General features: G+C 53.7%; 22 protein-coding genes, 1 tRNA gene and 1 other RNA gene. 14 read left to right on the forward strand and 10 right to left on the reverse strand.

Annotated elements, in window-relative coordinates:
* Positions 1-9 precede the first annotated feature (9 nt).
* The 5 genes from JC200_RS21640 to JC200_RS21660 all read right to left on the reverse strand — a co-directional run bounded on the left by JC200_RS21640 (position 10) and on the right by JC200_RS21660 (position 2,609).
* The gene (locus JC200_RS21640; RefSeq protein ID WP_274433804.1) at positions 10-315 is read right to left on the reverse strand and encodes a hypothetical protein; all 306 of its coding nucleotides are present in this window, start codon (positions 313-315) and stop codon (positions 10-12) included.
* A gap of 163 nt (positions 316-478) precedes the next feature.
* Positions 479-1,309 carry a glycosyltransferase family 2 protein gene (locus JC200_RS21645; RefSeq protein ID WP_274433805.1) on the reverse strand — a complete coding sequence of 277 codons (831 nt, stop codon included), beginning with the start codon at positions 1,307-1,309 and terminating at the stop codon, positions 479-481.
* A 193-nt stretch (positions 1,310-1,502) separates the two neighbouring features.
* Positions 1,503-1,754: a hypothetical protein gene (locus JC200_RS21650; protein ID WP_274433806.1), complete on the reverse strand. Its 252-nt coding sequence runs from the start codon at positions 1,752-1,754 to the stop codon at positions 1,503-1,505.
* Between the two features lie 51 nt (positions 1,755-1,805).
* Positions 1,806-2,021, reverse strand: coding sequence for a hypothetical protein (locus JC200_RS21655; protein WP_274433807.1), 216 nt, complete (start codon positions 2,019-2,021; stop codon positions 1,806-1,808).
* 75 nt (positions 2,022-2,096) lie between these two features.
* Positions 2,097-2,609, reverse strand: a complete 513-nt coding sequence (locus JC200_RS21660) for a hypothetical protein (protein ID WP_274433808.1) — start codon at positions 2,607-2,609, stop codon at positions 2,097-2,099.
* Positions 2,610-2,762: 153 nt separating this feature from the next.
* Between JC200_RS21660 and JC200_RS21665 the strand changes: the two genes are divergently transcribed.
* Both JC200_RS21665 and JC200_RS21670 read left to right on the forward strand, forming a co-directional pair.
* Positions 2,763-3,014 carry a hypothetical protein gene (locus tag JC200_RS21665; RefSeq protein WP_274433809.1) on the forward strand — a complete coding sequence of 84 codons (252 nt, stop codon included), beginning with the start codon at positions 2,763-2,765 and terminating at the stop codon, positions 3,012-3,014.
* Between the two features lie 151 nt (positions 3,015-3,165).
* Positions 3,166-3,417: a hypothetical protein gene (locus tag JC200_RS21670; RefSeq protein ID WP_274433810.1), complete on the forward strand. Its 252-nt coding sequence runs from the start codon at positions 3,166-3,168 to the stop codon at positions 3,415-3,417.
* Between the two features lie 912 nt (positions 3,418-4,329).
* On the opposite strand, the gene JC200_RS21675 is transcribed toward JC200_RS21670, so the two are convergent.
* The 3 genes from JC200_RS21675 to JC200_RS21685 form a co-directional block, all read right to left on the reverse strand.
* The gene (locus JC200_RS21675; RefSeq protein ID WP_274433811.1) at positions 4,330-5,196 is read right to left on the reverse strand and encodes a hypothetical protein; all 867 of its coding nucleotides are present in this window, start codon (positions 5,194-5,196) and stop codon (positions 4,330-4,332) included.
* Between the two features lie 33 nt (positions 5,197-5,229).
* Positions 5,230-5,364 (reverse strand): hypothetical protein, encoded by a 135-nt coding sequence (locus JC200_RS21680; protein WP_274433812.1) that lies wholly within the window; start codon positions 5,362-5,364, stop codon positions 5,230-5,232.
* A 1,429-nt stretch (positions 5,365-6,793) separates the two neighbouring features.
* Positions 6,794-6,880 (reverse strand) — tRNA-Leu (locus JC200_RS21685).
* Positions 6,881-7,132: 252 nt separating this feature from the next.
* On the opposite strand from JC200_RS21685, the gene dapF reads away from it, so the two are divergent.
* Positions 7,133-7,954 (forward strand): diaminopimelate epimerase, encoded by an 822-nt coding sequence (dapF, locus tag JC200_RS21690; protein WP_274436627.1) that lies wholly within the window; start codon positions 7,133-7,135, stop codon positions 7,952-7,954.
* A 39-nt stretch (positions 7,955-7,993) separates the two neighbouring features.
* Here the strand turns inward: dapF and JC200_RS21695 are convergent, their stop codons facing one another.
* Entirely contained in the window at positions 7,994-8,884 is an 891-nt protein-coding gene (locus JC200_RS21695) for an MBL fold metallo-hydrolase (RefSeq protein WP_274433813.1), read from the reverse strand.
* Between the two features lie 92 nt (positions 8,885-8,976).
* On the opposite strand from JC200_RS21695, the gene JC200_RS21700 reads away from it, so the two are divergent.
* Entirely contained in the window at positions 8,977-11,091 is a 2,115-nt protein-coding gene (locus JC200_RS21700; protein WP_274433814.1) for an RNA degradosome polyphosphate kinase, read from the forward strand.
* 15 nt (positions 11,092-11,106) lie between these two features.
* On the opposite strand, the gene JC200_RS21705 is transcribed toward JC200_RS21700, so the two are convergent.
* Positions 11,107-12,585 (reverse strand): Ppx/GppA phosphatase family protein, encoded by a 1,479-nt coding sequence (locus JC200_RS21705; protein ID WP_274433815.1) that lies wholly within the window; start codon positions 12,583-12,585, stop codon positions 11,107-11,109.
* Positions 12,586-12,724: 139 nt separating this feature from the next.
* Here JC200_RS21705 and JC200_RS21710 point away from each other — a divergent pair, with 139 nt between their 5' ends.
* From JC200_RS21710 to JC200_RS21755, 10 genes are all read left to right on the forward strand, one after another.
* Positions 12,725-13,363: a cob(I)yrinic acid a,c-diamide adenosyltransferase gene (locus JC200_RS21710; protein WP_274433816.1), complete on the forward strand. Its 639-nt coding sequence runs from the start codon at positions 12,725-12,727 to the stop codon at positions 13,361-13,363.
* A 4-nt stretch (positions 13,364-13,367) separates the two neighbouring features.
* A complete protein-coding gene (locus JC200_RS21715; RefSeq protein ID WP_274433817.1) occupies positions 13,368-14,162 on the forward strand; it encodes an HAD-IIA family hydrolase in 795 nt (264 codons plus the stop codon).
* A gap of 416 nt (positions 14,163-14,578) precedes the next feature.
* On the forward strand, positions 14,579-15,058 hold the full coding sequence (nrdR, locus tag JC200_RS21720) for a transcriptional regulator NrdR (protein WP_274433818.1): 480 nt from the start codon (positions 14,579-14,581) through the stop codon (positions 15,056-15,058).
* 67 nt (positions 15,059-15,125) lie between these two features.
* Positions 15,126-18,389, forward strand: coding sequence for an adenosylcobalamin-dependent ribonucleoside-diphosphate reductase (locus JC200_RS21725; protein ID WP_274433819.1), 3,264 nt, complete (start codon positions 15,126-15,128; stop codon positions 18,387-18,389).
* Positions 18,390-18,504: 115 nt separating this feature from the next.
* A non-coding RNA gene (ssrS, locus tag JC200_RS21730) (6S RNA) lies at positions 18,505-18,684 on the forward strand.
* 124 nt (positions 18,685-18,808) lie between these two features.
* Entirely contained in the window at positions 18,809-19,672 is an 864-nt protein-coding gene (locus JC200_RS21735; protein ID WP_274432013.1) for a Druantia anti-phage system protein DruA, read from the forward strand.
* Complete coding sequence (gene tnpC / locus JC200_RS21740; RefSeq protein WP_274432014.1) at positions 19,662-21,140, forward strand: IS66 family transposase; 1,479 nt, start codon at positions 19,662-19,664, stop codon at positions 21,138-21,140. The genes JC200_RS21735 and tnpC overlap by 11 nt, the downstream gene beginning before the upstream one ends.
* Positions 21,141-21,377: 237 nt before the next feature.
* A complete protein-coding gene (locus JC200_RS21745) occupies positions 21,378-21,854 on the forward strand; it encodes a MarR family winged helix-turn-helix transcriptional regulator (protein ID WP_274433820.1) in 477 nt (158 codons plus the stop codon).
* Between the two features lie 3 nt (positions 21,855-21,857).
* On the forward strand, positions 21,858-22,730 hold the full coding sequence (locus tag JC200_RS21750) for an NAD(P)-dependent oxidoreductase (RefSeq protein ID WP_274433821.1): 873 nt from the start codon (positions 21,858-21,860) through the stop codon (positions 22,728-22,730).
* A gap of 394 nt (positions 22,731-23,124) precedes the next feature.
* Positions 23,125-24,261 (forward strand): glycosyltransferase, encoded by a 1,137-nt coding sequence (locus tag JC200_RS21755; protein ID WP_274433822.1) that lies wholly within the window; start codon positions 23,125-23,127, stop codon positions 24,259-24,261.
* Positions 24,262-24,295: the final 34 nt, after the last annotated feature.

Raw genomic sequence — 24,295 nt, forward strand, 5'->3', positions numbered from 1 at the left:
GGCATGCTGTCACCAGAAGAACGGCGCTGCGATTGCTGCCGCAGAAAGCCCGGCTAACGCACCCCAGCCGAAGTACCAGCCGGGTGAATACACTAGCTCGATGTTTGCCTGTTTCTCGCTGGACGCATCTACTGACAATGCTCCCTGCGTTTGCAAAGAGGCCATGCCGAGACCTGCCCCCCGCACATTCGGCATAACGTAAATCCCGTTGTGAGTGACGGAGTGCAGGGTGCCCATATAAACCTGGCCGGTCACGTGATGGATGTAGACGGGTCGCCCAACCAGCCGTCGCGCGTGATGATAGAGTGGATGCATGCGTGTTCCCCCCTCTGACCTTGGGATAGTACAGGATATGGCATGCGCCCGTCCAAATCTCGGGCGAGCGTCCAGACGCCAGTTATTTTGAGACCTGTCTATGCCCGAACGGTGTAGACGGTGGTCGAGAGGAGGGGTGGTCCAGGCAGCATGGCAACGGGACCTACAGTAAGACGTACCTGCCGTTGCGAATGTTGTCTGTGACTTCGCTGAGAGCAGCGTGCGCGTAGTACGGATTCGCGAGATTGTGTGCCAGAAGCTTGTCTAACCAAGCATCTAGAGCACTCGTGCCGATGTGTTGCTGAAAGCTGGTGTGCAGAGACAACTCGTCTTCGCTAAATGAGACACCAAATCTCGTCAACAGCATGCGATGAATTGCTTTCCCGGACGCGCGCCCGATGTCGTATTTCACTGTCGAGACCTGTGCATCGTGAATCCGCCAACTGTAGAGCGGCTCCGGGAGATTGTGAAACTTTCCTGTCTCCACCATGGTGGCCCACAGCGCGTAGTCTTCGGCGTTCGGGTAAGCCGCAGGGAAGCTAAAGTCATGACCGCGAATCATCACAGTCGGGTGGGAAATGCAGTTCGAGAACAGCAGGTGGGCGCGAATGTCTTCATGTTCGGTCGGCAGCGTTACACGCCGCGTGCTGTTGAGAAGTTGCATGTTGGTGCCGCAGAGCAGGATGTCACGATGAGATTCCATAAATGCAATTTGGCGCTCAAGCCGTACCGCTGAACAAACGTCATCCGCGTCCATGCGGGCGATGTACGCGCCTGATGTGTGACGCAACCCAGTGTTCAGGGCGTGCGTGATTCCACTGTGGTCGCCCGTCTCAATGATTCGGATGCGCGGGTCCTGATAGGAACGTGTTATAGCGAGCGTGTCGTCCGTAGAGCCGTCGTCAATCAGTAAGAGTTCGAACTGTGAATAGGTCTGAGCCAAGACGCTGTCGATAGCCGGTCTCAAGTGCAAGGCGCCGTTATACACGGGCATGAGAATGCTTACCACCGGTCGAATGAGAATCACCCCGAGAATTTTCTACACACAACATGTTGTCGCGTATCGGTATACATTCGTACCGGTTTTGAAATTACCTGCTAAAAACCAGTTTCTCACCTGATTGCGATGGCCTTATGAGCTTCTACGCGAAAGTCCTGTTGCGACGTAGCCAATGTGAAGACGGTGCTCAGAAGTTCACCGCAAATTGTGCCTTCAAGTCCTGGTCGAAGATGTTTCCATCCGCCACCTCCATGCCGTCCCAGGTGAAGTTGACCACGCCGGCGACCACACAGAGGACACCGAACAAGCCGCCTTCGCCCAAGTTCATTTTCATATTCGCGTCCCATCCGGAAATACTCATTTCACCGAACATGGCTCCTGCGGCGTTTTGCTGAGGTGTACTCACGTTTACCATTCCTATGTTGATCATCGAAGGCATTTTCACATCTCCTCAGAGTGGGTTGCGAAAGAGTGAGACACTGCATGAACGTCAAATGTTGACCGAGATTTGCATCTTCATGTCTTGGTCAAAGATGACTCCGTCAATAAACTCGTTGCCGTCTTGAGTTAAATTTCTGTGACCTGTGCTCCACCCAAGAATGCCAAACAAGGCACCGTGGCCTAAATTCAATTTGGCGTGGGAATCAAACCCGGAAATATTTATTTGACCAACGAATATACCGGCGTTGCTCTGAGGTGTGCTCATGTTAATGGCCCCTAAAGAAATGAAGTTTGCCAGTTCACTCTCCTCCCGTCCAATAGAGTACTTTAGCCAGATGTGCTAGCGAGCAACTTGAGCAGGGACGGCCGAGACAAATACGCCGGACTTGACATCGCGGTCGTCGATTAAGGCATCAACTATGTCGGGGTCGTAAACGAGGCTGGAATTGGCGTGCGAGTAAATGTGGTTTCCGTATGACGGCGCAAACCCATAATTGTCCTTTTCATGTGAGTCGAACCCTGTAATTGTCGTTTCACCAATAAACACACCAGCATTCTGGTTGACAGTGGCTATATTAATGCCGTCGATCTGGGCATTAAGGACGTTCGACGCAGTTTGCTGCGGCGCAAAGATACGTACATCTCTGTCGTCAATCGGTGTGTCGATGACGTCCGGATCGTATACCACGCTCAAGTTCTTGAAGAAGTGCGAGCCGCCATTCACGGAACCCACTGCGTTATTCGACTTGGAATGACTACTCACACCGACCGATATGTTCTGGTTGCCAAAGTAGACTCCGGCATTGCCACTAATGGTTTGAATGGTTAGGTTGATTGACTGGTTCGCTTGCATAACATCTCCCCCCTGTTCACTGTATGTGAGAAGTGACAGGTCATGCCCAAATCGCCGTCGCATAGGACAAGGTCAAGTCGACGTATCGTAGTGCAGGATGTGAATCAGCCAAAAGAGTTGGCATTCAAACTTTGATGTATAGGGGGGCTTCCCTTGCCAGCGTTCATATGGGCCGGTGCAGTCAATGTCAGCACACCTCAGCAAAATGCAAGTGGAGTCTTCATGGGACTGACTACATCGGGAGGCTGGGACGCCAATATGAAGTTCAATGCGGCCCAGGGTGGGAATTTCGGCATACTGAGTGTGCAACTCAGTGCGGGCAATGTGACGGTCGACAATCTGGAATTTGTCGACGGGGTTATGAACGACCAGGACATGAAAACATCGTCGTCTATTCAGTTTTGAACAAGGAGTTTTGCCAGATACCTGAACTGCGCTCAAACGAACTGGGATTGTATGTGCTTGATGACTAGTCGAACTCTCTGGAACTCGGACATACTGGGCAGCATAACGTGGACTGTCATCTATAACGACGACTATAAGGAGGCCTGGTGGCTTGCCAGCTTTCATTCTTACAGGGCCGATATCTGTTTCTACTCCGCAGCAGAATGCGTTCGGTGTCTCGTTAGGATTTAACAATCAGAACAACAATGATGCAAACATGAAGTTCAACGCTGCCCAGGGCGGTAACTTTGGCATCATGAGTGTGAACATCTCGGCTGGCGAGGTCATGTTCGACAACCTCGAGTACATTGACGGTGTGGTTAATACCAACGACGTGAAAAATGCACCAACAGGAGAGTTTTAAGGATTCAAATTCATCATTTATGAGTATGACCTTGTCTATCGTGACGCCACTATTAAGAACTCAAGTTTCGCACCCGGTGTAAGCCTGTAAGCCCTTCGCGCGACGGCGATGTCAGCCGATGAGTTCAGCCGATGAGTTCAGCCGATGAGTTCAGCCGATGAGTTCAGCCGATGAGTTCAGCCGATGAGTTCAGCCGATGAGTTCAGCCGATGAGTTCAGCCGATGAGTTCAGCCGATGAGTTCAGCCGATGAGTTCAGCCGATGAGTAAGGAAAAACACGAAGTCTGAACCGTCGGTTCAAGCAGCCTGGGGGTAATGGGGTTGGGAAAGACACGGTGTATCGATTTTAAATAGTCCTCAGCATGTGATGGGCGTCAATTCTTGTTGCTGCTCAGTGTGGCCGTTGTGCAACAAATGTCGAGGCTCACCTTGGATGACAGAGCGGACGTATTCATCGTTGACGACTCCCTCTTCTGTCGGAATCGGAGCAAGAAGGTCGAATTGCTCGCCAGGGTCAACGACCATGTATCTCACAAGTCTGTTCGCGGAAGGCGAATGTTGACACTACGCAGTCTAAGGGTGTGGACTTGAGAATATAAACACAACCCCTCGCTAATTCAGGAGGGTTTTGCTATTAGTGGAAGAGCATCTTGAACCAACGGGTAGAAGAGTTGGGTTACACGGGTAAGGCGGTTGCAGGCATGTCCATAGGGATTATAAATTCGTCGGTCATGGTACTATTTCTAGTCGTCTTTATGCTCGGAGTTTGGTTTCTAGCAACTAGCCTGTGGAACTTAAAGCATTCCGACAGCAAGGCGGCGTTCAGTTCTAAATTTTTTGCTGGGTCTGTAATGATTTTTTTTGGCAATTGTAGCGGTGGTTTTGACTACTGAATGGATGTTTAATTGAGCATCAGACAGCATTTCTAGACGCGGCATAAGGGAATGACTTCTGTTGATACCGGTGACTAATCCCCAAGGAGGATTTCTTCACATCCGTACATAAATATTCATCAAAGGGCTTTCTGGGTTCGGTCACTAACGGGCAGGAGCATGCAATGTAACGTTTGTGTATTAAACAAGTATATTCCAAATCGATTTCGATCGCATAGCGGGCTGCGAGTGCCGCGCATAAGTCGATTTCGATCACATAGCGGGCCGCGAGCGCTGCGCAAACGTCGATTTCGATCACATAGCGGGCCGTGAGCGCGCCGCATAAGTCGATTTCGATCACATAGCGAGCTCCGAGTGCCGCGCAAACGTCGATTTCGATCACATAGCGAGCCCCGAGCGCGGCGCAAAAGTCGATTTCGATCACATAGTGAGCCCCGAGCGCGCCGCATAAGTCGATTTCGATCACATAGAGGGTCGTGAGCGCGCTGCATAAGTCGATTTCGATCACATAGCGGGCCGCGAGTGCCGCGCAAAAGTCGATTTCGATCACATAGTGAGCCCCGAGCGCGCCGCATAAGTCGATTTGGATCACATAGCGGGCCGCGAGTGCCGCGCATAAGTCGATTTGGATCACATAGCGAGTCGCGAGTGCCGCGCATAAGTCGATTTCGATCACATAGCGGGCCGTGAGCGCGCCGCATAAGTCGATTTCGATCACATAGCGGGCCGTGAGCGCGCCGCATAAGTCGATTTCGATCACATAGCGGGCTGCGAGTGCCGCGCATAAGTCGATTTCGATCACATAGCGAGCCCCGAGCGCGGCGCAAAAGTCGATTTCGATCACATAGTGAGCCCCGAGCGCGCCGCATAAGTCGATTTCGATCACATAGCGGGCTGCGAGTGCCGCGCATAAGTCGATTTAGCTCACATAGCGAGTCGCGAGTGCCGCGCATAAGTCGATTTCGATCACATAGCGAGCCCCGAGCGCGCCGCATAAGTCGATTTCGACCACATAGCGGGCTGCGAGTGCCGCGCATAAGTCGATTTGGCTCACATAGCGAGTCGCGAGGATTTACAGCAGTGCGCAGTGGAAGTTCTCCTCTCCCGCCTGTTCTCTCATCACCAGATTGCGACCTGGGAATTCACGCTTCAGGTTGTTTTATGTATTATCACGCTCAGCCCCATTATGAACAACGCAGGTGTACCACTGTGATGCAAGTGGGATACAATTCATTCATCTTGTGTTCCTTGATCACGGAGGGAGCAAACAAAAGTCGCAGGTTTCGGGCACTGCCTATCTGCCGTAGACAACGTTACGCAGAGTCCATCCACTAGGGAATATTATTTCCACCTCGCGCACACTACTGCATGTGACTTTATATTCCTCGACTTAGTACAATTCCAGTTTCAATTCGAATGACTGATTGCATTCACTCCGACTTTTCACGCGTTGAATCTTTGTGCCGCTTGTTTGCTAAGACGACATAACTAACGACGAAAACAGCGCCAGAAAGCCACAACTGAAAGATGTTACTCAACTCACGCCCAACCCCGTTCTCACCAAGAGCATTTGGAGAAGCTAGGTATTTGTTGAACCCACTGGCACTCGCAGATATTGCTTGATCTATCCGACAACACACAAGCACCACTACAAAAAGGATAATGCAAACAGTGACGGCAAAGGGCACCGTCCTGTTCCAGGTCATCTCGTTTGCCAAGTAAGCCCACGCGAATGGAATCGCAAAACACCCTGCGATAAAAATCGCTAGGCTTACGAAAGGCAACGCTGTGCTTGGCTGCCATCCGACGGCTTTCCAAACATAATAGATTAAAACGAAATAGATCCCTTCACCGACGATGAATCCTAAAGTTGTTAGTGTGCTTTTCGGCCAATTCAGGACTCTCTCTCCTCCTAGAGCACCATCCCTCATTATCCGAATGGTGCACTACTATGTGAGTGGCAGTCGTTAATAAAAGGTTTCGATGGAATGATTATACATTTAATTCCCTGATTTTCTTCTTATACAATCTAATTACAGGGCTATATTACCATGAATGTACCCCTTACGACCGTGTGGTTGTGTATATTTGGAATGAAATCGGACACGTGTGGCTTCATAAGGTGGCTTAGCGTTCAGGGTCGCAGGCTTCATGCCGTTGTCCAACAGAGTGGAGATGAAATCCTCAATGTCTGTGGTGGAACAGTCGTTCAGGTCCTGTGGAAATTCATGCTTCGACACGAAGCGAGAACGTCTTTGTAGAACGTGAGGGTCGTAGGCGACATGCCTTGCAAAGTGCGATGTCTGAGAAACGCATCGACAGTCGAAGCAAGTGAAGAGTCCGGTTTCCGAGGGGTGACCGTTTTGGCTTTACGCGACATAAAAAAACCTCCCACAAGACATGAATCTTGCGCGAGTACACAAGACTGTCTGGGAGGAATCTTGCGTGTGTAAAAAAACTACACATCGTCGAAACTCCAGTAATGGTGCGGTCGAGAGGACTTGAACCTCCACCCGGTTGCCCGGACAAGAACCTGAATCTTGCGCGTCTGCCAATTCCGCCACGACCGCATAAAGTTGTGTTGTCAAAAGCGACTACTGGAGTATAGCACGGACTAATTCCGTATTGCAATAAGTAACTGCGATGAATTTTTTTCTGTTTGGTTCTGCATTCAAACACTGCCATCGCCCCAGGATAGCTGTTTCAGGTGGTGCATTGCCTTGGACACTGCTTCGGCAGAGGACGCTTTACGTGGTCAAGCCCTGCGGATACACTGATGAGGAGACTGTTAGTGGAGGGACGTACGGGTGAAAGTAACGAAGATGCATGGGCTCGGGAACAACTACATTTACATCAGCTTGTTTGAAGAGCAACTGGATGAGGTCGAACTAGCCCCGCTCGCCATGGAGTTGAGCGATGTTCGTAAAGGCATCGGGTCCGATGGCATGATCTTGATCGGCCCGTCCGACAAAGCTGATGTTCGGATGCGGATTTTCAACGCAGACGGTTCGGAAGCAGAAAACTGTGGAAACGGACTTCGTTGTGTCGCTAAGTACGCTGTTGAACACGGCTATGTGGGTTCCGATTCACTTCACATCGAGACCAAGGCATCGGTCGTCGAAGCGTTTGCGCACCGTAACGACGCGGGGGAAGTAGACCTTGTCACCGTCGATATGGGTGAACTCGATTACGGACCGACAGCAGTCGGATACAGGGGCGAGAGTGTGGATGACATCGCCAAGCTTACCGTCGGTGGAACAGACTACACGGGCCATTTGGTATCCGTTGGCAATCCGCACTTTGTCTGCTTTGTTGACGATGCCGTGAGTATGCCGGTTGCGGAGATTGGGCCGCACATTGAGCGGCATCCTGACTTTCCAAATCGAGTGAACGTGGAGTTCGTGACTCCGCGTGGGCGAGATGAACTTGATTTTCGTGTGTGGGAGCGTGGCTCCGGCATTACGTACGCGTGTGGTACGGGTGCTTGCGCCAGTGTGGCTGCTGGTGTTTCGCGCGGGCTTCTCTCAGGACGAGTGCTGGTCCACCTGCTCGGTGGCGACCTCGAGATTGAAGTGAAGGACGGGCACGTGTGGATGACGGGGGAAGCTGTCACAGTATTTACGGGGGAATACAACCGTCGTTAAGGATACGTCTGAACGAAACCGCGAAGGGTTCACGCGCGGTCATAGTGGAATCTCCTTTCTGATCCGGTATTGGAACCCTTGATCGGCAGTGAATTGCCGTTCTACTCGGCCGACCTCAACGAGGCGCTGCAAGTGGGCCATCAGGGTTCGACGCGCGACCTCCGTGGCAGCTGGCGCTACCGTCTGCCCGTACACCTGTGCGAACACTTCGTCAGTGGTCCGCCACGCTGGTAGGGTGGCGCAAATTTGCTCTTCTCGACGCAATCGTCGCTGAAGCAGAGCTTCGGCCGCTTCGGCGGCGCTTTGCAAGACATTCCCGTGACCCGGTCCGGCGAGTTGACAACCGCTCGAGGCAATGTGCGCCAGCGCGTCGTAATAAGTTTGCATGTGTCCATCGGGTGGCCCAATCCAGACGGAACCGTCCCCAGCCAAATGGTCACCCACCAAAATCGCGGACTCGTCCGGGATTACGAGATGGACATGTCCGTGCGTGTGCCCGGGTTTATGAACGACTGCTACTGTGAGGTCCCCGCCGACATTGAACGTCTCTGGTGTAGGCAGGACGCGTACAGCATCATCGGGGTGCATCGAAAGCACGGCAGGTTGCAGGTCGTGTGCTTGCACGTAGATTGGCGCAGCGAGTCTTTCGGCCAGTTTAGGCAGGCCATCGGTATGATCCCGGTGGTAGTGCGTGGCAACCAATCCGATGACATGATTGACGCCAAGCGACTGTAAGTGGTCCACACACGCCTGCACCTGCGCATCGTCCGTGCTGCCGAAGTCCACCAGCAGCGCTTCGTCCTTGGTGCAGATGAGGTACGTGTTGGTGACGAATGCGGGCGGGAGGGTCGGTGTTGGAACTGCCCACTGCCAAACGGATTGCGACATCTTGACAAGTTTGGAGAATTCCTCGCCTGCATGATTTGTCACGCTGTTGCCCTCCTTTGCTCAGGCTTCCCGCCGTGTGATGGTTACAACTATAATGAGAGCACAGGATAAACGGAAAGTCGAGGTGGCATTGCGTGTCCAGGTTTGATGACACGGCCTACTACATCAATCGGGAGCTGAGTTGGCTCGCGTTCAATGAGCGGGTGTTCGCGCAAGCACTGGACAGTGGGGTGCCGCTGCTCGAACGGCTGAAATTCCTCTCCATCACAGCATCTAACCTTGATGAGTTCTTTATGGTCCGCGTAGCCGGATTGAAGGACCAAGTCAAAATTGGGTTCCATAGACCAGACAACAAGACGGGTATGACGCCCCGCGAGCAGTTGCTCGAACTTTCAAAGCGTGTTCACCGAAATGTGGGCGAGGCCTACAGGTTACTTGACAACGTGTTGTTCCCGGAGCTTCTCCATGCAGGTATTCAGTTTCTCTCTGTCCGCGACCTGGCGCCGAACCAGTGGGCCTATTTGCGCGACTTCTATCACCAACATGTGTTTCCGGTGTTAACGCCACTCGCGATTGACGCGAGTCACCCGTTTCCGATGTTGGCTGGACGGAGCCTCAACTTGGCGGTTTTGTTGCGTCCTGACGTTGCGGAGGTGGAGGAAGACGTGCTCTTCGCAGTCGTTCAGGTTCCGTCTGTTTTGCCGCGTTGTGTGGAGGTTCCAGCAGAGGATGGACGGGAAACCTTTGTGTTCCTCGAAGACGTCATTACAACGTTTATCGAGACATTATTTTCCGGGAACCAGGTGTTAGAGACAGCCGCATTTCGCATCACGCGAAATGCTGATATTAATGTGGACGAGGAGAGCGCCGAAGACCTGCTGGAAGAGATCGAAAAGGAGCTCAAGAAACGCCGGCGTGGAGATGCGGTACGTCTCGAAGTGGCTGCCGATATGAGCCCATCCTTACTGGAAGCGCTGTGGGACTGGGTGGAACTCGAGGAAGACGACATCTACAGTATCAACGGGCCACTTGACCTGACTTTTCTTGCACGGCTCAATTTGTGGGTGGACGTTAGTTCCCTGTCCTATCCGCCAATACACCCTCAGCATCCGCAAGACTTTTTGGGTGAGGCCGGGATCTTTGAGACAATCGCAAAACAGGACGTGTTGACGTTTCACCCATATGAGTCTTTTGATCCCGTTGTGCAGTTCATCGACTGCGCCGCGGACGACAAAGACGTGCTTGCCATTAAACAGACGTTGTATCGGGTTGGCGGCTCATCACCTGTTGTAAGCGCCCTCGCTCGAGCAGCAGAGAACGGCAAACAAGTCACGGTCCTGCTGGAGCTGAAGGCCCGGTTTGATGAGGAAAACAACATCGTCTGGGCAAAGAAGCTTGAAGAAGCAGGTTGTCATGTGATCTACGGTGTGGTTGGGTTAAAAACCCACAGCAAAGTTGCGCTCGTGGTGCGCAAAGAGCGGGATGGTATCCGGAGATACGTGCACATGAGTACTGGCAACTACAACGAAGTGACTGCGCGCGTCTACACGGATATTGGGATGTTCACGACTCGAGAGGACTTCGGTCACGACGTATCTGCTTTTTTCAATCACTTGACTGGGCATGCAACGACCCCTCAGTGGCGTCTCCTGACGACTGCGCCGAACGGTCTAAAGCGTCGGTTCCTCGAGTTAATCCACCGCGAGATTGAGACCAGTTCGCCAGGGAATCCTGGGCGCATCATTGCAAAGATGAACTCATTGACGGACAAGGACATCATTGTGGCGCTCTATGAGGCGTCTTGCAAAGGTGTAGAGGTTGACTTGCTGGTGCGCGGAATCTGTTGTCTGCGGCCGGGACTGCCAGGTGTCAGTGAGAACATTCGGGTATCGAGCATTGTCGGGCGCTTTCTTGAACACAGCCGCATCTTTTACTTTCGCGGCGGGGGAGCAGAGGAGGTGTACCTGTCGAGCGCAGATTGGATGACGCGAAACATGATTAGCCGGGTGGAACTGTTGTTTCCGGTCGTACAAGACAACCTGAAGGCGCGTCTGCGTCACATTTTGGATGTTCAGCTGACCGACAACGTAAACCGCTATGAACTGCTGCCATCGGGGGAGTACGTCAAAGTAACGGAAGCCGGCGATTTAGTTGGAAGTCAGATGCGTTTCTACGCTGAGGCGTGTGAACACGCAGTGCGGCACGAGAGTTCGTTTGCGCAGATTATCCCGCTGACGACGCCGCAGTAGTGACCTGCGCCTGGGTTATTTTGAATGATTGTTCTGCGAAATAGAAAGTTTAGCCCCAAACAGTTTGAGGAACGCCTTCTGTACGGATTCCAGACCTACATCTATGGGTGCCCACTGTGGCAGTTGCAATACGACTTTATTTGGTTTCATGTTCACTTCGATGTCGCTGACCGTCACACTCGTCTCGTACACTAAAGTGCGCGAGAGAGTAACGAGCAATGACAACTGGCGATACACTTTATCCCCTTTTCCGAGAGCAATTTTCCCGATTATAAGAAGTTCTTCTTGCGTGAACCCGTACAGGTACGAAGAACGCACCAGGTAGTCCGTGTGACGGCCGGACTTTTCCACGTTGACCAGTGTCCCAGCCTGCTCGACGCGGGCTGCGACGGCAGCAAATTGAGACCACCGCGCAGGCAGGCGATGAAGGGATTCAAGTTTTTCGAACAAGTATTCGACGCATGTAGCCACGCGCTCTGCTGCCTCCACGTGAATGCCGAACAAGCGCATAAAGTTCTCTGTGCTGTGGCTGCGTACGGAAGGTACAACTGGACTTATCCGCGAACGAAACCAGTGTTCGTAAAACACGCCTTCGCGAAGCCCATTGCCGCTCACCAAAAAGTAAGGCGCACGAACGCACTGGACGAGTGCCAAAACTGCGGCAGCCCCTGCATGGATGACCTCAGCTCTGCTCTCGGAGAGGTCGGCGAGGCGACTGCGGTCTGCAGTTGATCCGTGACTGACTCTGTCATAGACCTGCGTCAACAGGGTCGTGTCAATCTGGTAGCCGTGGTATCTGTCGATGCCACCGCGCTGCATGCGTTGTGCGATCTTCCCAAGCGACCGGGCCGTTCCGCCTGTTCCGATGACGGGGAGTCCGATGCCTCGAGGAAGAAAGTCGATGGACTCAAAAATGTCACTCATGAATGTCATGATGAGCGCAGCCTGGTGTTCGTTCGCTCCGTTTGCGAATGCGCGGGTCAGCGTCAGTGCGCCGTAAGGCACACTAATTGCTTCGACGAGACTGCGATCGCGAACGAGCATCACCTCTGTACTCGCTCCACCCACGTCCACAAGGACTGCATCGGATATCTCCATGGTGTTCATGATGCCGAGATAACTGTAGTAGGCTTCTTCTCGCCCTGTGATCAAGCGGAAGTGAACGCCAGTTGCCGCCTCAATTTGAGCCAGTACATCTGCGCCATTTGCGGCTTGGCGTATCGCAGCGGTAGCGACCGCGATCCAACGGGTGACGTGGTACAAGCTGCCCACACGGACGAATGCAGACACGTCCACAACGGCCTGAGTGACACCTTGCTCCGACAGGCTGTGGTCAGCGTCGAGAAAACGGGCGAGGCGGGTGTTGCGCTTCATCCGGTAACACGGGCGGTATCCGCCGTTGGCATAGACCTCATAAATGACGAGTCGGGCAGAGTTCGACCCGAGGTCGATGATGCCGATTCGGTTGTCGTTGGGTAAGGGCTGATTATTCATCACACCTGACATTGTGGTCAAAGCGGTCGACTCAGTCAAGCGATAGGAGAACAACTAGAGAGATACGTTGGCTTTTTCGTTGCACGGGACGGCGCGCGGTGCTAACGTGGCTTCGAGAGAACTTTGGAGGGGTGCACCCATGCATATCTACACACGCTCGGGAGACGACGGCCAGACGAGTCTCATCTATGGTCGAAGGATTGATAAGGACGCGCGTCGGGTTGATGTTTACGGGACGGTAGATGAGACAAATTCCGTGCTAGGTGTGGCGTTATCGATGTTGACGGGGGACGAACAGTTCACAGACATCGTGCGCATGGGCGAACGAATCCAGCGCGACTTGTTTGATGTCGGACGCGACCTCGCGACACCAGAGGACAAGCGTGATGCTGCATACATTGAGTCGACAGACGTGGACTTGCTTGAGCGCATGATTGATGTGCTGTGGGCACAGGTCCCGCCACTACAGAAATTTGTCCTGCCGGGCGGTCACCCCGCTGCGGCCATGCTGCACGTCGCGCGCACTGTGGCGCGGCGGGGAGAACGCGATGTTGTCGCATTATCTCGCGTCGAACCAGTCAACCCGGCGGTGCGTAAATACATGAACCGGTTGTCGGACCTCTTGTTTGCGATGGCTCGGGCTGTCAACGCCCGTACCGACACGGCTGAACCCGCCGTCGATTTTCAGGCTGCGAAGCCAGACCCGCTCAACGACCTCAAAATGCCGCAGCTTGAGGGCACAACTGAGCAGCTGCCAGAGACAGACGGAGGGCACTGAGCCGATGCTTGAGAACGTGCGGGTCGCGCTGCTGGACATCGACGGAACGCTGTGTCGCGGAGCGAGCGCCATAGCGGGGGCTGCGGAGTTCGTCGAGCGCATCCGGGATCGAAAGATTCGCCCCGTATTTTTCACAAACAACGCAACGCGAACGCCAGAGCAGGTGGTGTCGTATCTGGCTAGTTGCGGAATTGGCGCACACATCGATGAAGTCTGCACTTCTGCCCAATTTGCGGCACACATCATAGCGAAACGCGTGGGCGAGCGCGCAAAGGTAGCGTACATCGGTCAAAGTGGGTTGGAACAAGCGCTGAGCGAACAGGGCTGTGTTCTGGTCAGGCCACCTTCCAAACCTGAATTAGGCGGAGACAGGGGAGTGAGGCATGCGGCCGAGGCAGCTGTCATGGGACTCGACCCAACTGCCACGTATGCCACACTCGCGTGGTTTTGTCACCAAGTTGTGGGCATTGGTTGGTACATGCTCACGAATAACGACGCGCGGTTCCCGAGCGACGATGGATTTGTGCCGGGAAACGGCGCCTTGGGCAGCTTCGTGACAACGGCGACCGGCATCAAGCCGGTCGTCGCGGGCAAGCCCAATCCGGATTTTGTCCGCTATACGCTTGAACGTTTTTCTGCAGAAGTCGATGAAGCTGTGGTCATTGGTGACAATGGAGCCACGGACATTAGGGCGGGGCTCGCAGCCGGTGTATTGACGATTCAGGTTCGCTCCGGGGTGCCATTGCCAACTGAAGGTTCAGAAGCGGACTTTGTGGTGGACTCTGTCGCTGACCTGTAACTTGTGCTTGTGATTGCTGAAACTGACCAGCTTGAGTACCTAGCGGGCAGCTTGGATTAGGTCTGAAGATGAGTCGTCCAAGCTGGGTCGGTATAAAAAATATATTTGTCTCTTGACAGCCAAAGATGCTGCGGAGGCCTTGTCCCACGCGGGCAAACGGCGGTTTCGGGAGCGCCCGGACGCTGCACTTGGTAGTCTTGATAGCCATACATCTAGTGTGTATAATCGTCGTTGTGGCCGTTATGTGCGCTATATCTAGTTACACAGTTTGCTCGGCGTCCGTGTACATAACCGCGTACGGTCCGCAATTTCGAATGGATAGTGCGGATGGCAGATTTGCGTACGAAGCGAAGCTCTCAGCAGTTGGACAGCCATCAAGGGCGCTGTAGTTGCTTCCTTCGCAGGGAGGCGGACGAATGCGTTGCCCATATTGCCAGTCAGAGAACTCCAGGGTGCTCGAGTCGCGTATGAGCGAGGATGGCACAGCGATCAGACGTCGGCGAGAGTGTGCCAACGACGAGTGTGCTCGTCGCTTCACCACCTACGAAAGGGTTGAACAGCGCCCCTTGATGGTAGTGAAGAAGAATGCCGAACGGGAACAGTTTTCAACTGAAAAGCTATATCGCGGCATTCTTAAAGCCTGCGAGAAACGGCCCATCTCGACCGCGCAGGTAGAGGTCGTTGTTGCTGAGATCGAACGTGACCTGCGCTTGGAATACGAGCGCGAGGTTCCATCGTCGGTCGTAGGCGAGCGAGTCATGGAGGCGCTAAAACAACTTGATGGCGTGGCATATGTCCGGTTTGCGAGTGTCTATCGAGAGTTCCGCGACGTGGCTACATTAGCTCAAGAGGTACTTTCCTTGTTGAGTGAAAGTTCCGACAAAAACCGCAACTGACATCACACTACCTTTCATCGTAACTGGATTCATTTCGGCTGCGACGGGTCTTTGGGAGGGTATGTAAATGGGACAAATGATTGAACAAAGCATGCTGCCGTTCACAGCAGAGGACTGGCTCGGCGCGACTGGAGAACGAATCGTAGCTGACCGCTACCTGCTCAAGGATGTTCGGAAGGAGACACTTGCTGTTGGCTCGCTGGTTGTGGCGGTGCTCGACACCAAACGCGCGTACCACGAGTTGGCACGCGTGACGTCAATTGACACGACGACGAAGCAAGTGACCGTCACACTAAAGGATGGGACCAGCCAAGTTCTGCCGATGCAACAGGTAGATGTGCTCTCTGAAACCTCACCACGGGAAATGTGGCGGCGTGTCGCTCGGGGGGCCGCGTCGGTCACTGGCAATCCGGCCGTGTGGGAAGAGAAGTTTTACAACCTGCAGAGTCATTGGCGATACGTGCCGGGTGGACGGATCAACGCTTCCATGGGGACTGGAATGCAGACGACGAGTTATAACTGTTTTGTGATCCCGAGCGTCGGCCCGAGCCTGCGCGACTACGCAGAGTCTTTCGGACAAACCCTGGAAATTCAGGCTCGCAGCGGCGGCGTCGGAATGAACTTGTCCCGAATTCCGCCACAGGGGACGCTTGTTCCCGTTTCGGATGCACCCCGCACGTCCCAGTTGCACCTCGTGCTCGATGTGTGGCACGCTGACTTATTGGATTTCCTTGCAGCCTCTTATCCGCACAGCACCAAGGTCGTGCGTGTGAACCGCGCCTTCCTGCGCGCTGTAGAAGAGCAAGCAGAGTGGACCTATCGGTTTCCAGACACCACCGCCACGGACTACGACGGTGTGTGGAACGGTCGTCTGGAAGACTGGGAACAGGACGGGCGTCCCGTCGTGAACGGCGAAACGGTCTCAGCGAAGGACCTGTACGAACAGATTTTGGCCAGTGGAGCATTGGTCGTGTCGGACATTGTCGGGTCGACCGTGCTACCCGGCGACCAGCGCGGAACGATTGCTGGTGCGCTTGCAGACATGTGGGAGCGGATGCAAGAAGGAAAGCGCGTGTCGGTTATCCTTTCCACACTTCGCCCACGCTACAGCTATGTGCGCGGTGTGAACGGCCGCAGTTCGGGCGCGTTTTCTTGGGGTCAACTGTACGACAAGGGCAACCAGGTGTTCGGTGATGGCTTTGGGCCGGTTGGCGTCGGCGAGATTATGAGCGTCGGCTGTCAACTGACACTGCAGGGTGGGTCTCGCCGTGGTGCTTTGATGCTCATCTTGAACGACCGCCACGCGGACATTTTGAAGTTTATCCGCTGCAAACAAGTTGATGGGGTCATAACGGGCGCCAATATCTCTGTCGGGATTTCCGAGCAGTTCATGGAAGCAAAGAAAAAGGGCGAGATGTGGCAGATTGGTTTTGTGCCGAAGCATGAGGAAGCGGAGTTTCAGGGCGATTTCGACGCGTGGAGTGCTGCAGGAAAGCCATTTGAGATGACGGCGCAACTAGGCGCCAACGAGCTGTGGGACGAACTCGTGCGCTCTGCTTGGAAATCTGCGGAACCGGGAGTGGTCTTCCTCGGTCGGGCAAATCGCATGAGCAACAGCTACTACTTCAACCCACTGGTCGCGACCAACCCATGTGGTGAGCAGCCGCTGCCGGCAAACGGTATCTGTAACCTCGGAGCCGTTGTCCTCAGCCGCTTTGCTGCCGGATTTGCAGACTCTGGCGAGCGAGTGGAATTTGCAGATGCCGGGAAGGAAGCCGTGATCGGCAGTTGGTTGCAACAGCACTTTGACGACGACAGGGCTGAGTTCTTACTCCACCATGTCAAGTGGGAGGAACTTGAGGAAACGACTCGCAGTGGGTTGCGGTTCCAGGATGCCGTGATTGATGCGACATACTATCCATTTGAAGCGAATCGCCATAACCAACTGGCGGAGCGCCGAGTCGGACTTGGCATCATGGGCCTACATGACCTGCTGCTGTACTGCGGCATCCGCTATGGGTCAGAGGAATCCGTGCGGTTCATCGATGTGCTGATGGGTATGATGGCAGAGTGGAGCTACCTGGAGTCGGTCGAACTTGCCAAGGTAAACGGACCGTTTGACGCGTTTGACGCGGACTTGTTCCTACAGTCGGGTTACATGCAGCAAATGTCTGCTGAACGACCGCATGTGGCAGAGGCTGTGCGGACGTATGGAATCCGCAATGTCACAACGATGACCATCGCTCCAACAGGTACCACAGGCACTATGGTCGGTTGTTCTACAGGTTGTGAGCCGTACTACGCATGGTCGTACTTCCGTAATTCGCGCCTTGGGATGTTTGAGGAGAACGCAGCGATTGTGCAAGCGTACTACGATGCACACTCAGACGCGAGTGAACTGCCGTCGTACTTCCAAACCGCCATGGAGTTATCTCCAGAAGACCACGTCCGAGTGCAAGGCGCACTGCAGAAGTGGATTGACAGCTCCATCTCGAAAACATGTAACGCGCCAAACTCGTACACTGTCGAAGATACAAAACAGCTGTACGACCTAGCCTACGAACTTGGGTGTAAGGGAGTCACCATCTACCGCGACGGTTCGCGTTCGGAACAGGTACTGTCGCTGAAGGACGAAAAGTCTGAAGACAAGACAGAGACTCAGGCCACAACCGAAATGGCTGAGACCGAAGTGGCGACACAAGCAGCACAGTCACTCGTGGCCGCCGCGAAGACGCCTATTGCTGCTTCGCATCAAGCCGTTTATGAGAAGCGCAAGCGACCTGCTGTCCTGTACGGTGCCACGTACCGTAAGGATACACCGCTCGGAAAGGCGTACATCACGATTAACGATGATCCGGAAGAGCATGTCGCGCTCGAGATGTTCGTCAACATTGGCAAGGCGGGGAGTGACGTGTACGCATCCAATGAGGCCTTGGGACGAGCAATCACGCTCTACTTGCGCGACTCCCGCAATCCGAACAAGGAAGCTGAGTTGGTTCGTCACTTTTCCGGCATCGGCGGGTCCAATTCGGTGGGCTTTGGGTCGCACCGCATTACATCAGTACCTGATGCCATTGCCAAAGCGCTGATTGAGCATTCCGAGACGTTCCCGCTGCGCAAGGCGGCGTTTTCAGAGTGGGCGTCCGGCCAAGAAGAAACGGTTTCATTAGAAGATAACGCACATCCGGTAGCGGAGGGTTTACAGTCCGCAGGTTCAAGTCTGCGCTCGTACTCCGTGGGCAAGGACTTATGTCCGAACTGTCACCAGCACTCCCTCGTGCATACGGGCGGCTGCTACGAGTGTGAAGCCTGCGGCTACAGTAAGTGTTGATCTACAGTCAAGTGTGACCGGTTTTGGAGCGTCGCTGCAGGGTCATACTTGTGGCTTGGATTCCAGATATTCGGGGTCGCGATAGGAACTGCTGTGTGATATCATGCTCTTACAACGTTTCCTGTGCTGTTGGTGAAGCACCTGTGGTTTTAACCGATGCATATGTACCGGGAGTTCGCGACATAGCAAAGCGAGCACACGCCACCTCGAGTGGACTTGCGGACTTCGCGTCAGAACACCCACCTGCGAGAAGCAGGTTGAAAACCGCTCGGCTTCACGGCAAAATGGGGCGTCGTACTTTTCTACATAGCATTCTTAAGAGGCTATATTAGCCTCTTTTTTCGTTACTACTCAGGTACCCGCTGAGTCCAGGCTAGAAATAGCTGGACTCAGCGGTCTTTTGTTTGTAGAATGGTGGTATGCAGATACAAGGACGCCACCTTACCGAACAAGATATTGCATGGATACGTGAACTCATCCATTGTCACCCTGACTGGAATCGCACTCGGTTATCGCGCGAACTGTGTGCGACTTGGAACTGGACAAACGGCAATGGCCAGCTAAAAGACATGGCCTGTCGTACCATGTTGCTCAAACTTGAGCGACTGAAATACATTCGACTTCCAGCCCCTCGCGCCGTCGGCGTTGGAAACGCGACAAGAATCGTTCGTTCCGTTGCCCATGACACTACCCCCGTTTCGGGTCCCTTGCGAGATCTGTTGCCGCTGCGAATCGAGATTGTAAAGACATCCGCATCATCAGTTTTGTTCCGACATTTGCTCGCCGCATATCATTACCTGGGATTCTGCGGCGCGGTCGGTGAAAACATGAAGTATCTTGTCTACGACCGGTACGGACGCCCATTAGCGTGCCTGCTCTTTGGGTCTGCTGCTTGGAAAGTTGCGCCACGCGACGCGTGGATTCGCTGGACACCGGGTGTTCGTCGGAATTCCTTATCCCTTGTGACAAACAACATGCGCTTTCTCATCCTCCCTTGGGTCACCGTTCCCAATCTGGCTAGTCATCTCCTCAGCCGCATCGCCAGTCGCATCTGCCGAGACTGGATGGACAAGTATGGTCATCCGGTGCACCTGCTGGAGACGTTTGTCGAACAGCAACGATTCCGTGGCACGTGCTACCGGGCTGCTAACTGGATTCAAGTCGGCCAGACGCAAGGGAGAAGCCGCAATGACACGCACCATACCTTGAGCGTTACACGCAAGGATGTTTATGTGTATGCCCTGGTGCCCAATGCAAGGGAGGTACTTTCGAATGGAATTTGAACTGGAATTTAAAGCAATGGAACGTGAATGCATTTTGCAAGTATATGAACAGGGACCTGATGCGGTTGTTGATTTGGTACGAGGACTCGTAGCTATCGTTGAGCAACAGGCGGCTGAAATCCGCGAGTTAAAAGAGCGTGTAAGGGTCCTCGAGAGCCAAGTGAACCAGAACAGCCGCAATTCCAGTAAGCCTCCATCTAGTGATGGATTTCGTAAACCAACGAATTCACGCCAGCCGGGTGGTAAGAGAGGCGGCCCCAAAGGGCATAGCGGGCACACTCTGCTCATGAGCAAGACCCCCGATGAGGTCATCGTCCACAAGCTTAACGCCTGTCCCAACTGTGCCGCATCGTTGGAAACGGTAGCCACGAAGGGCCTCGTGAAACGTCAGGTATTCGACTTGCCCGCACCTCGTCTCGTTGTGACAGAGCACCAAGCCGAGGAAAAGCGCTGTCCCTGCTGCAATACATTGCAACGTGCCAGCTTCCCGGATGGCGTCAAAGCTCCAGTGCAGTATGGGGATGGATTTGCAGCATGGACCACATATTTAAATGCCTATCATATGCTCCCTTTAGACCGAATCGGACAGTTCTATGCCGACCTAACTGGACAACGGCCCAGTGAAGCGACCCTGTTGAGCCAATTAGAGAGCATGGCGGGTGCCGTGGAGTTAAGCGCCATCCCCGTCATTCGGGAGAACTTGTGCAATGCGCCGCTGCTCCATACCGACGAAACGGGTGTACGTATCGTCAACAAACAACATTGGTTGCATGTCGTGTCCAATCCAGAATGGACGCTCATGGACACTTATCCACAGCGTGGTACCGGCGCGATTGAAGGCATGGGGATACTGGACACCTTTAAGGGCGTCGTCGTTCATGACTGCCTCTCGGCCTACTTCCGACCCATCTACTCATTTGAGCATGCGCTATGCAATGCTCACCTCCTGCGCGAATGTCAAGGTATCCTGGACAATGATGGACATCAGTGGGCTAAGCAGATGAAGGAATTGCTCCGAGGCGCTTGGAAGCTCACTAGGGACGCCCGGGAGAAGGGTCTCCCGCTCGCTGATGAAACCATTGCCGAGATTGAGACGGCTTACGATGCCATTCTTGAGCTAGGCAAAACTGAATGGGCGCTGGATCCTGTGCCGACGAAAACAGGACCACGTGGACGAAAGTGCAAAAGCAAAGCCGCTAATTTAGGACAGCGATTTGAGTCGCACAAGGAGTCCATCCTTCGCTTCCTTTGGGATGCGAACGTGCCCTTTGACAACAACCAGGCGGAACGGGACATTCGGATGACCAAGGTGAAACAGAAGGTCTCCGGGCTCTTTCGTACACAGGAGGGCGGTAAGACCTTCTCCGTACTCCGCAGCCTTATCTCTAGCCTGTTAAAACAGAACCTTCCTCTACTTCCTTCCCTGGTTTCGGTCCTTCGTGGCCAGCCGGTCTTCGCAGGGACCTGACAAAAGTAGCCCAAAAAGTCTGTCGCAAGGGGTGTCCTCAACACCCCCTTTTGGGGTGCCTTGCGACGGGGTACCTGAGTAGTAACCTTTTTTCATGTTGACTCACACGCATGACCAATCACCTAGTGAGAGATGCTGAATGTACCTGTATCGAATTTAATTAAACTGCTAAAATGAAGGACAGGCAGTCACGAGTGAAATGCTGAAACTCCAACCGAAGATACAGGGGTGACCCACGTGAACGATTCTGAAATCACAACATACTTGCAGCAGATGGAGGACTTGCTGGCACGTTTACAGCGCATCATGAGTCATGACCGCGTGTTGAAACAATTCAACATGACGGCGAGCCAGATGTTCATTCTCCGGTACCTGAACAAATGCAGCCGCGCCAAAGCGTCTGACATCGCAAAGGTGGCAGGACTGAGCCCGGGCGCTGTTACGCAGGTGTGTGACGAACTCGAACGTTCGCAGTGGGTGGAACGAACACGCTCGAGCGAAGACCGCCGTGTAGTCTACGTTTCCATCACCTCACAAGGACAAAGTCGTCTCGATGAATTTCGGAAGTTACGCAGCAACAACATGATGGACATCTTCACTAGGCTCGGTGAACATGATGCTGGCGAGTTCGTCCGCATCATGGGGAAAGTTGTTGCGATTGTCGAAGCGAGGCAGCGAGTCGTGGAGAGTCCAGATTCGAATAGCGAGGGATAATACGTGCAGTTGACAATAGGTTGGATAGGCCTGGGGAAAATGGGTGCGCCAATGGCGTGCAATGTAGCAGCTGCAGGGTATCGAGTTCAGGCCTTCAACCGCTCACCGAGAGAGCTCGACTTGGGAGCTTGTGTTCGCGTCTCATCTCCTGCACAGGCAGCTGCTGGCGCAGATATCCTCATCCTTATGGTTTCCGATGAAGGCGCCGTACGGAACTCCTTGTTCGGACCAGAGGGAGCAGCAAGTGAACTGACACCAGGAACACTAGTGGTGAACATGAGCACGATAGGCGTTTCGGAAACAAAGCAGCTTGCACTCGAATTCGCCGAACGCGGTGTCGAGTGGATGGATGCCCCAGTGTCTGGTACGGTAAGACCCGCTGTGGACGGCACCCTAGTGGTCATGGCAGGCGGGTCTGAAGCGGCGTTTAGCAAAATGCAGCCGATTTTCGCCTGCGTGTCACGGCGCGCTCTTCACATCGGCGAAGTCGGTGCCGGTTGCGCAATGAAATTATGCATTAATGCATTTTTGGGGATGACGATGGCAGCGGCAGGTGAGTGCATGGTCACGGCGGAGAAGACGGGCCTTGGCCGAGACAAGTTCCTTGACGTTTTGGAGGACACGACGATGTGGTCCCCGACACTCGCAGCAAAGCGCCCGCAGTGGCTGGATGACGAGTACCCTGCCGCGTTTTCACTCAAGCATATGGTGAAGGACTTAGGGCTGATGTCTCAACAGGTTGCGATGGTCTCTGCCCCTGCACCGGCGTTGTTTGCCACATATGCGTCGTATTTGACAGCACAGGCGGCCGGCTACGCGGAGGACGATATGGCTGCCATCACTGCGTACCTACACGGGCTTGGTGGAAACGCGTGAGGTGGGCTGCATCCTCGACCAGGATGGAGTAATCAATGAATTTCACGGCGACGTAAACCAGCCAGAGGACTTGATTTTACAGCCGGCAACAGCCCCAGCGATTTGTCATTTCAAGTCGCAGGGGCTGTTGGTCTGCATGGCAAGAAACCAAGGCAGCGTTGGCCTCGGATATATGACAAATGTACGAAGGCCAACTACATGGCGCACAATTTGCCAGAAGCCGTCGAATGGATTATAAAAGATGCTGAGTCTATGGATGACACTATCGCTCATCGGATCTAGTGATAACCTTATCACAACAGTTGCATGATGGTGGTATAATCAACGTGGCAATCGGGGGATAAACTGTTGGATGCCGGCGTGAACAGCGTTCGGCAGAGAGGGGAACATCGCTGTGCAGCTAGGCATCATCGTCCCGACGTACAATGAACGCGAAAATGTACGAACTATGGTGGAACGGATCTCGGCCGCACTGAGTGGTCGGGACATTCAATATGAAATTTGGTTTATCGACGACAGTCGCGACGACACACCGCTTGTGCTTGAGGAACTGGCGTCGCAGTACCCCGAAACAGTCCGCTACGTCCACCGTGAAGAGGCGCGTGGGCTGGCGACGGCTGTGGTGGAAGGGTTCAAGCAGTCGCAAGCAGAGTACTTGGTCGTCATGGATGCAGACCTGCAGCACCCACCAGAAGTTCTGCCGGTGTTGGTGGAGCGTTTGGAAGAGGGCATCGATGTCGTCATCCCGAGTCGATTTGTTCCGGGCGGCTCGGATGGTGGGCTTAGTACTGTTCGTAAGGTCGTTTCGTGGACGGCTCGCACTCTGGGGCGCATCGCATTGAAACGACTGCGACACATTTCCGATTGCACCGGCGGCTTCTTTGGTGTGCGCCGAAAAGTTGTTGAGGGTGTCGAACTGAGTCCGATCGGTTGGAAAATTCTCATGGAAGTGCTAGTGAAGGGCCACTATGAAACTGTCCACGAGATCCCGTATCAGTTTGAAGACCGAAGCGCCGGACAGTCGAAGATGAGCCTGCGTGAACAGTGGAATTACCTGCATCACTTGGGACGAATGGTGTGGGGAAGTCCCGACGACAGACGTTTTTATCTGTTTTGTTTTGTCGGCGGTCTCGGTACCATTGTCAACCTTGTCGTGATGGCCGTGTTGTACCACGGCTTTCATCTCAAAGAAATTCCTTCCTCTGTCATAGCATCGCTGATCGCCATGGGACACAATTACCTATGGAATGACAACTTGACTTGGCGCGGACATGCGCATCCTGTGAAGTGGCGGCGCATCCTGCAGATTCCAATCTTCATGCTCATCTCTGCAATCAGCATTTTGGTTACCGCCCTCTTCGTGAAATTGCTTGTGTGGTGGCATGGAGACGCGGTTTTAGGACAGTTCATCGGGATTGTCGTGTCGACTGTTTGGAGCTATACCGCCAATAACAAGTGGACGTGGAAAGCACCGGATGAAAGAAGGTCTGGTCTGACCGCGATTCGCGTTACCCACGAGGACGTCAGATAACAACATGCCTGAGAATGTGACGAGGCCCGGACAA

Origin of the sequence: Alicyclobacillus sp. ALC3, from assembly GCF_028751195.1 — a bacterium.
Taxonomy (GTDB): Bacteria; Bacillota; Bacilli; order Alicyclobacillales; family Alicyclobacillaceae; genus Alicyclobacillus_L.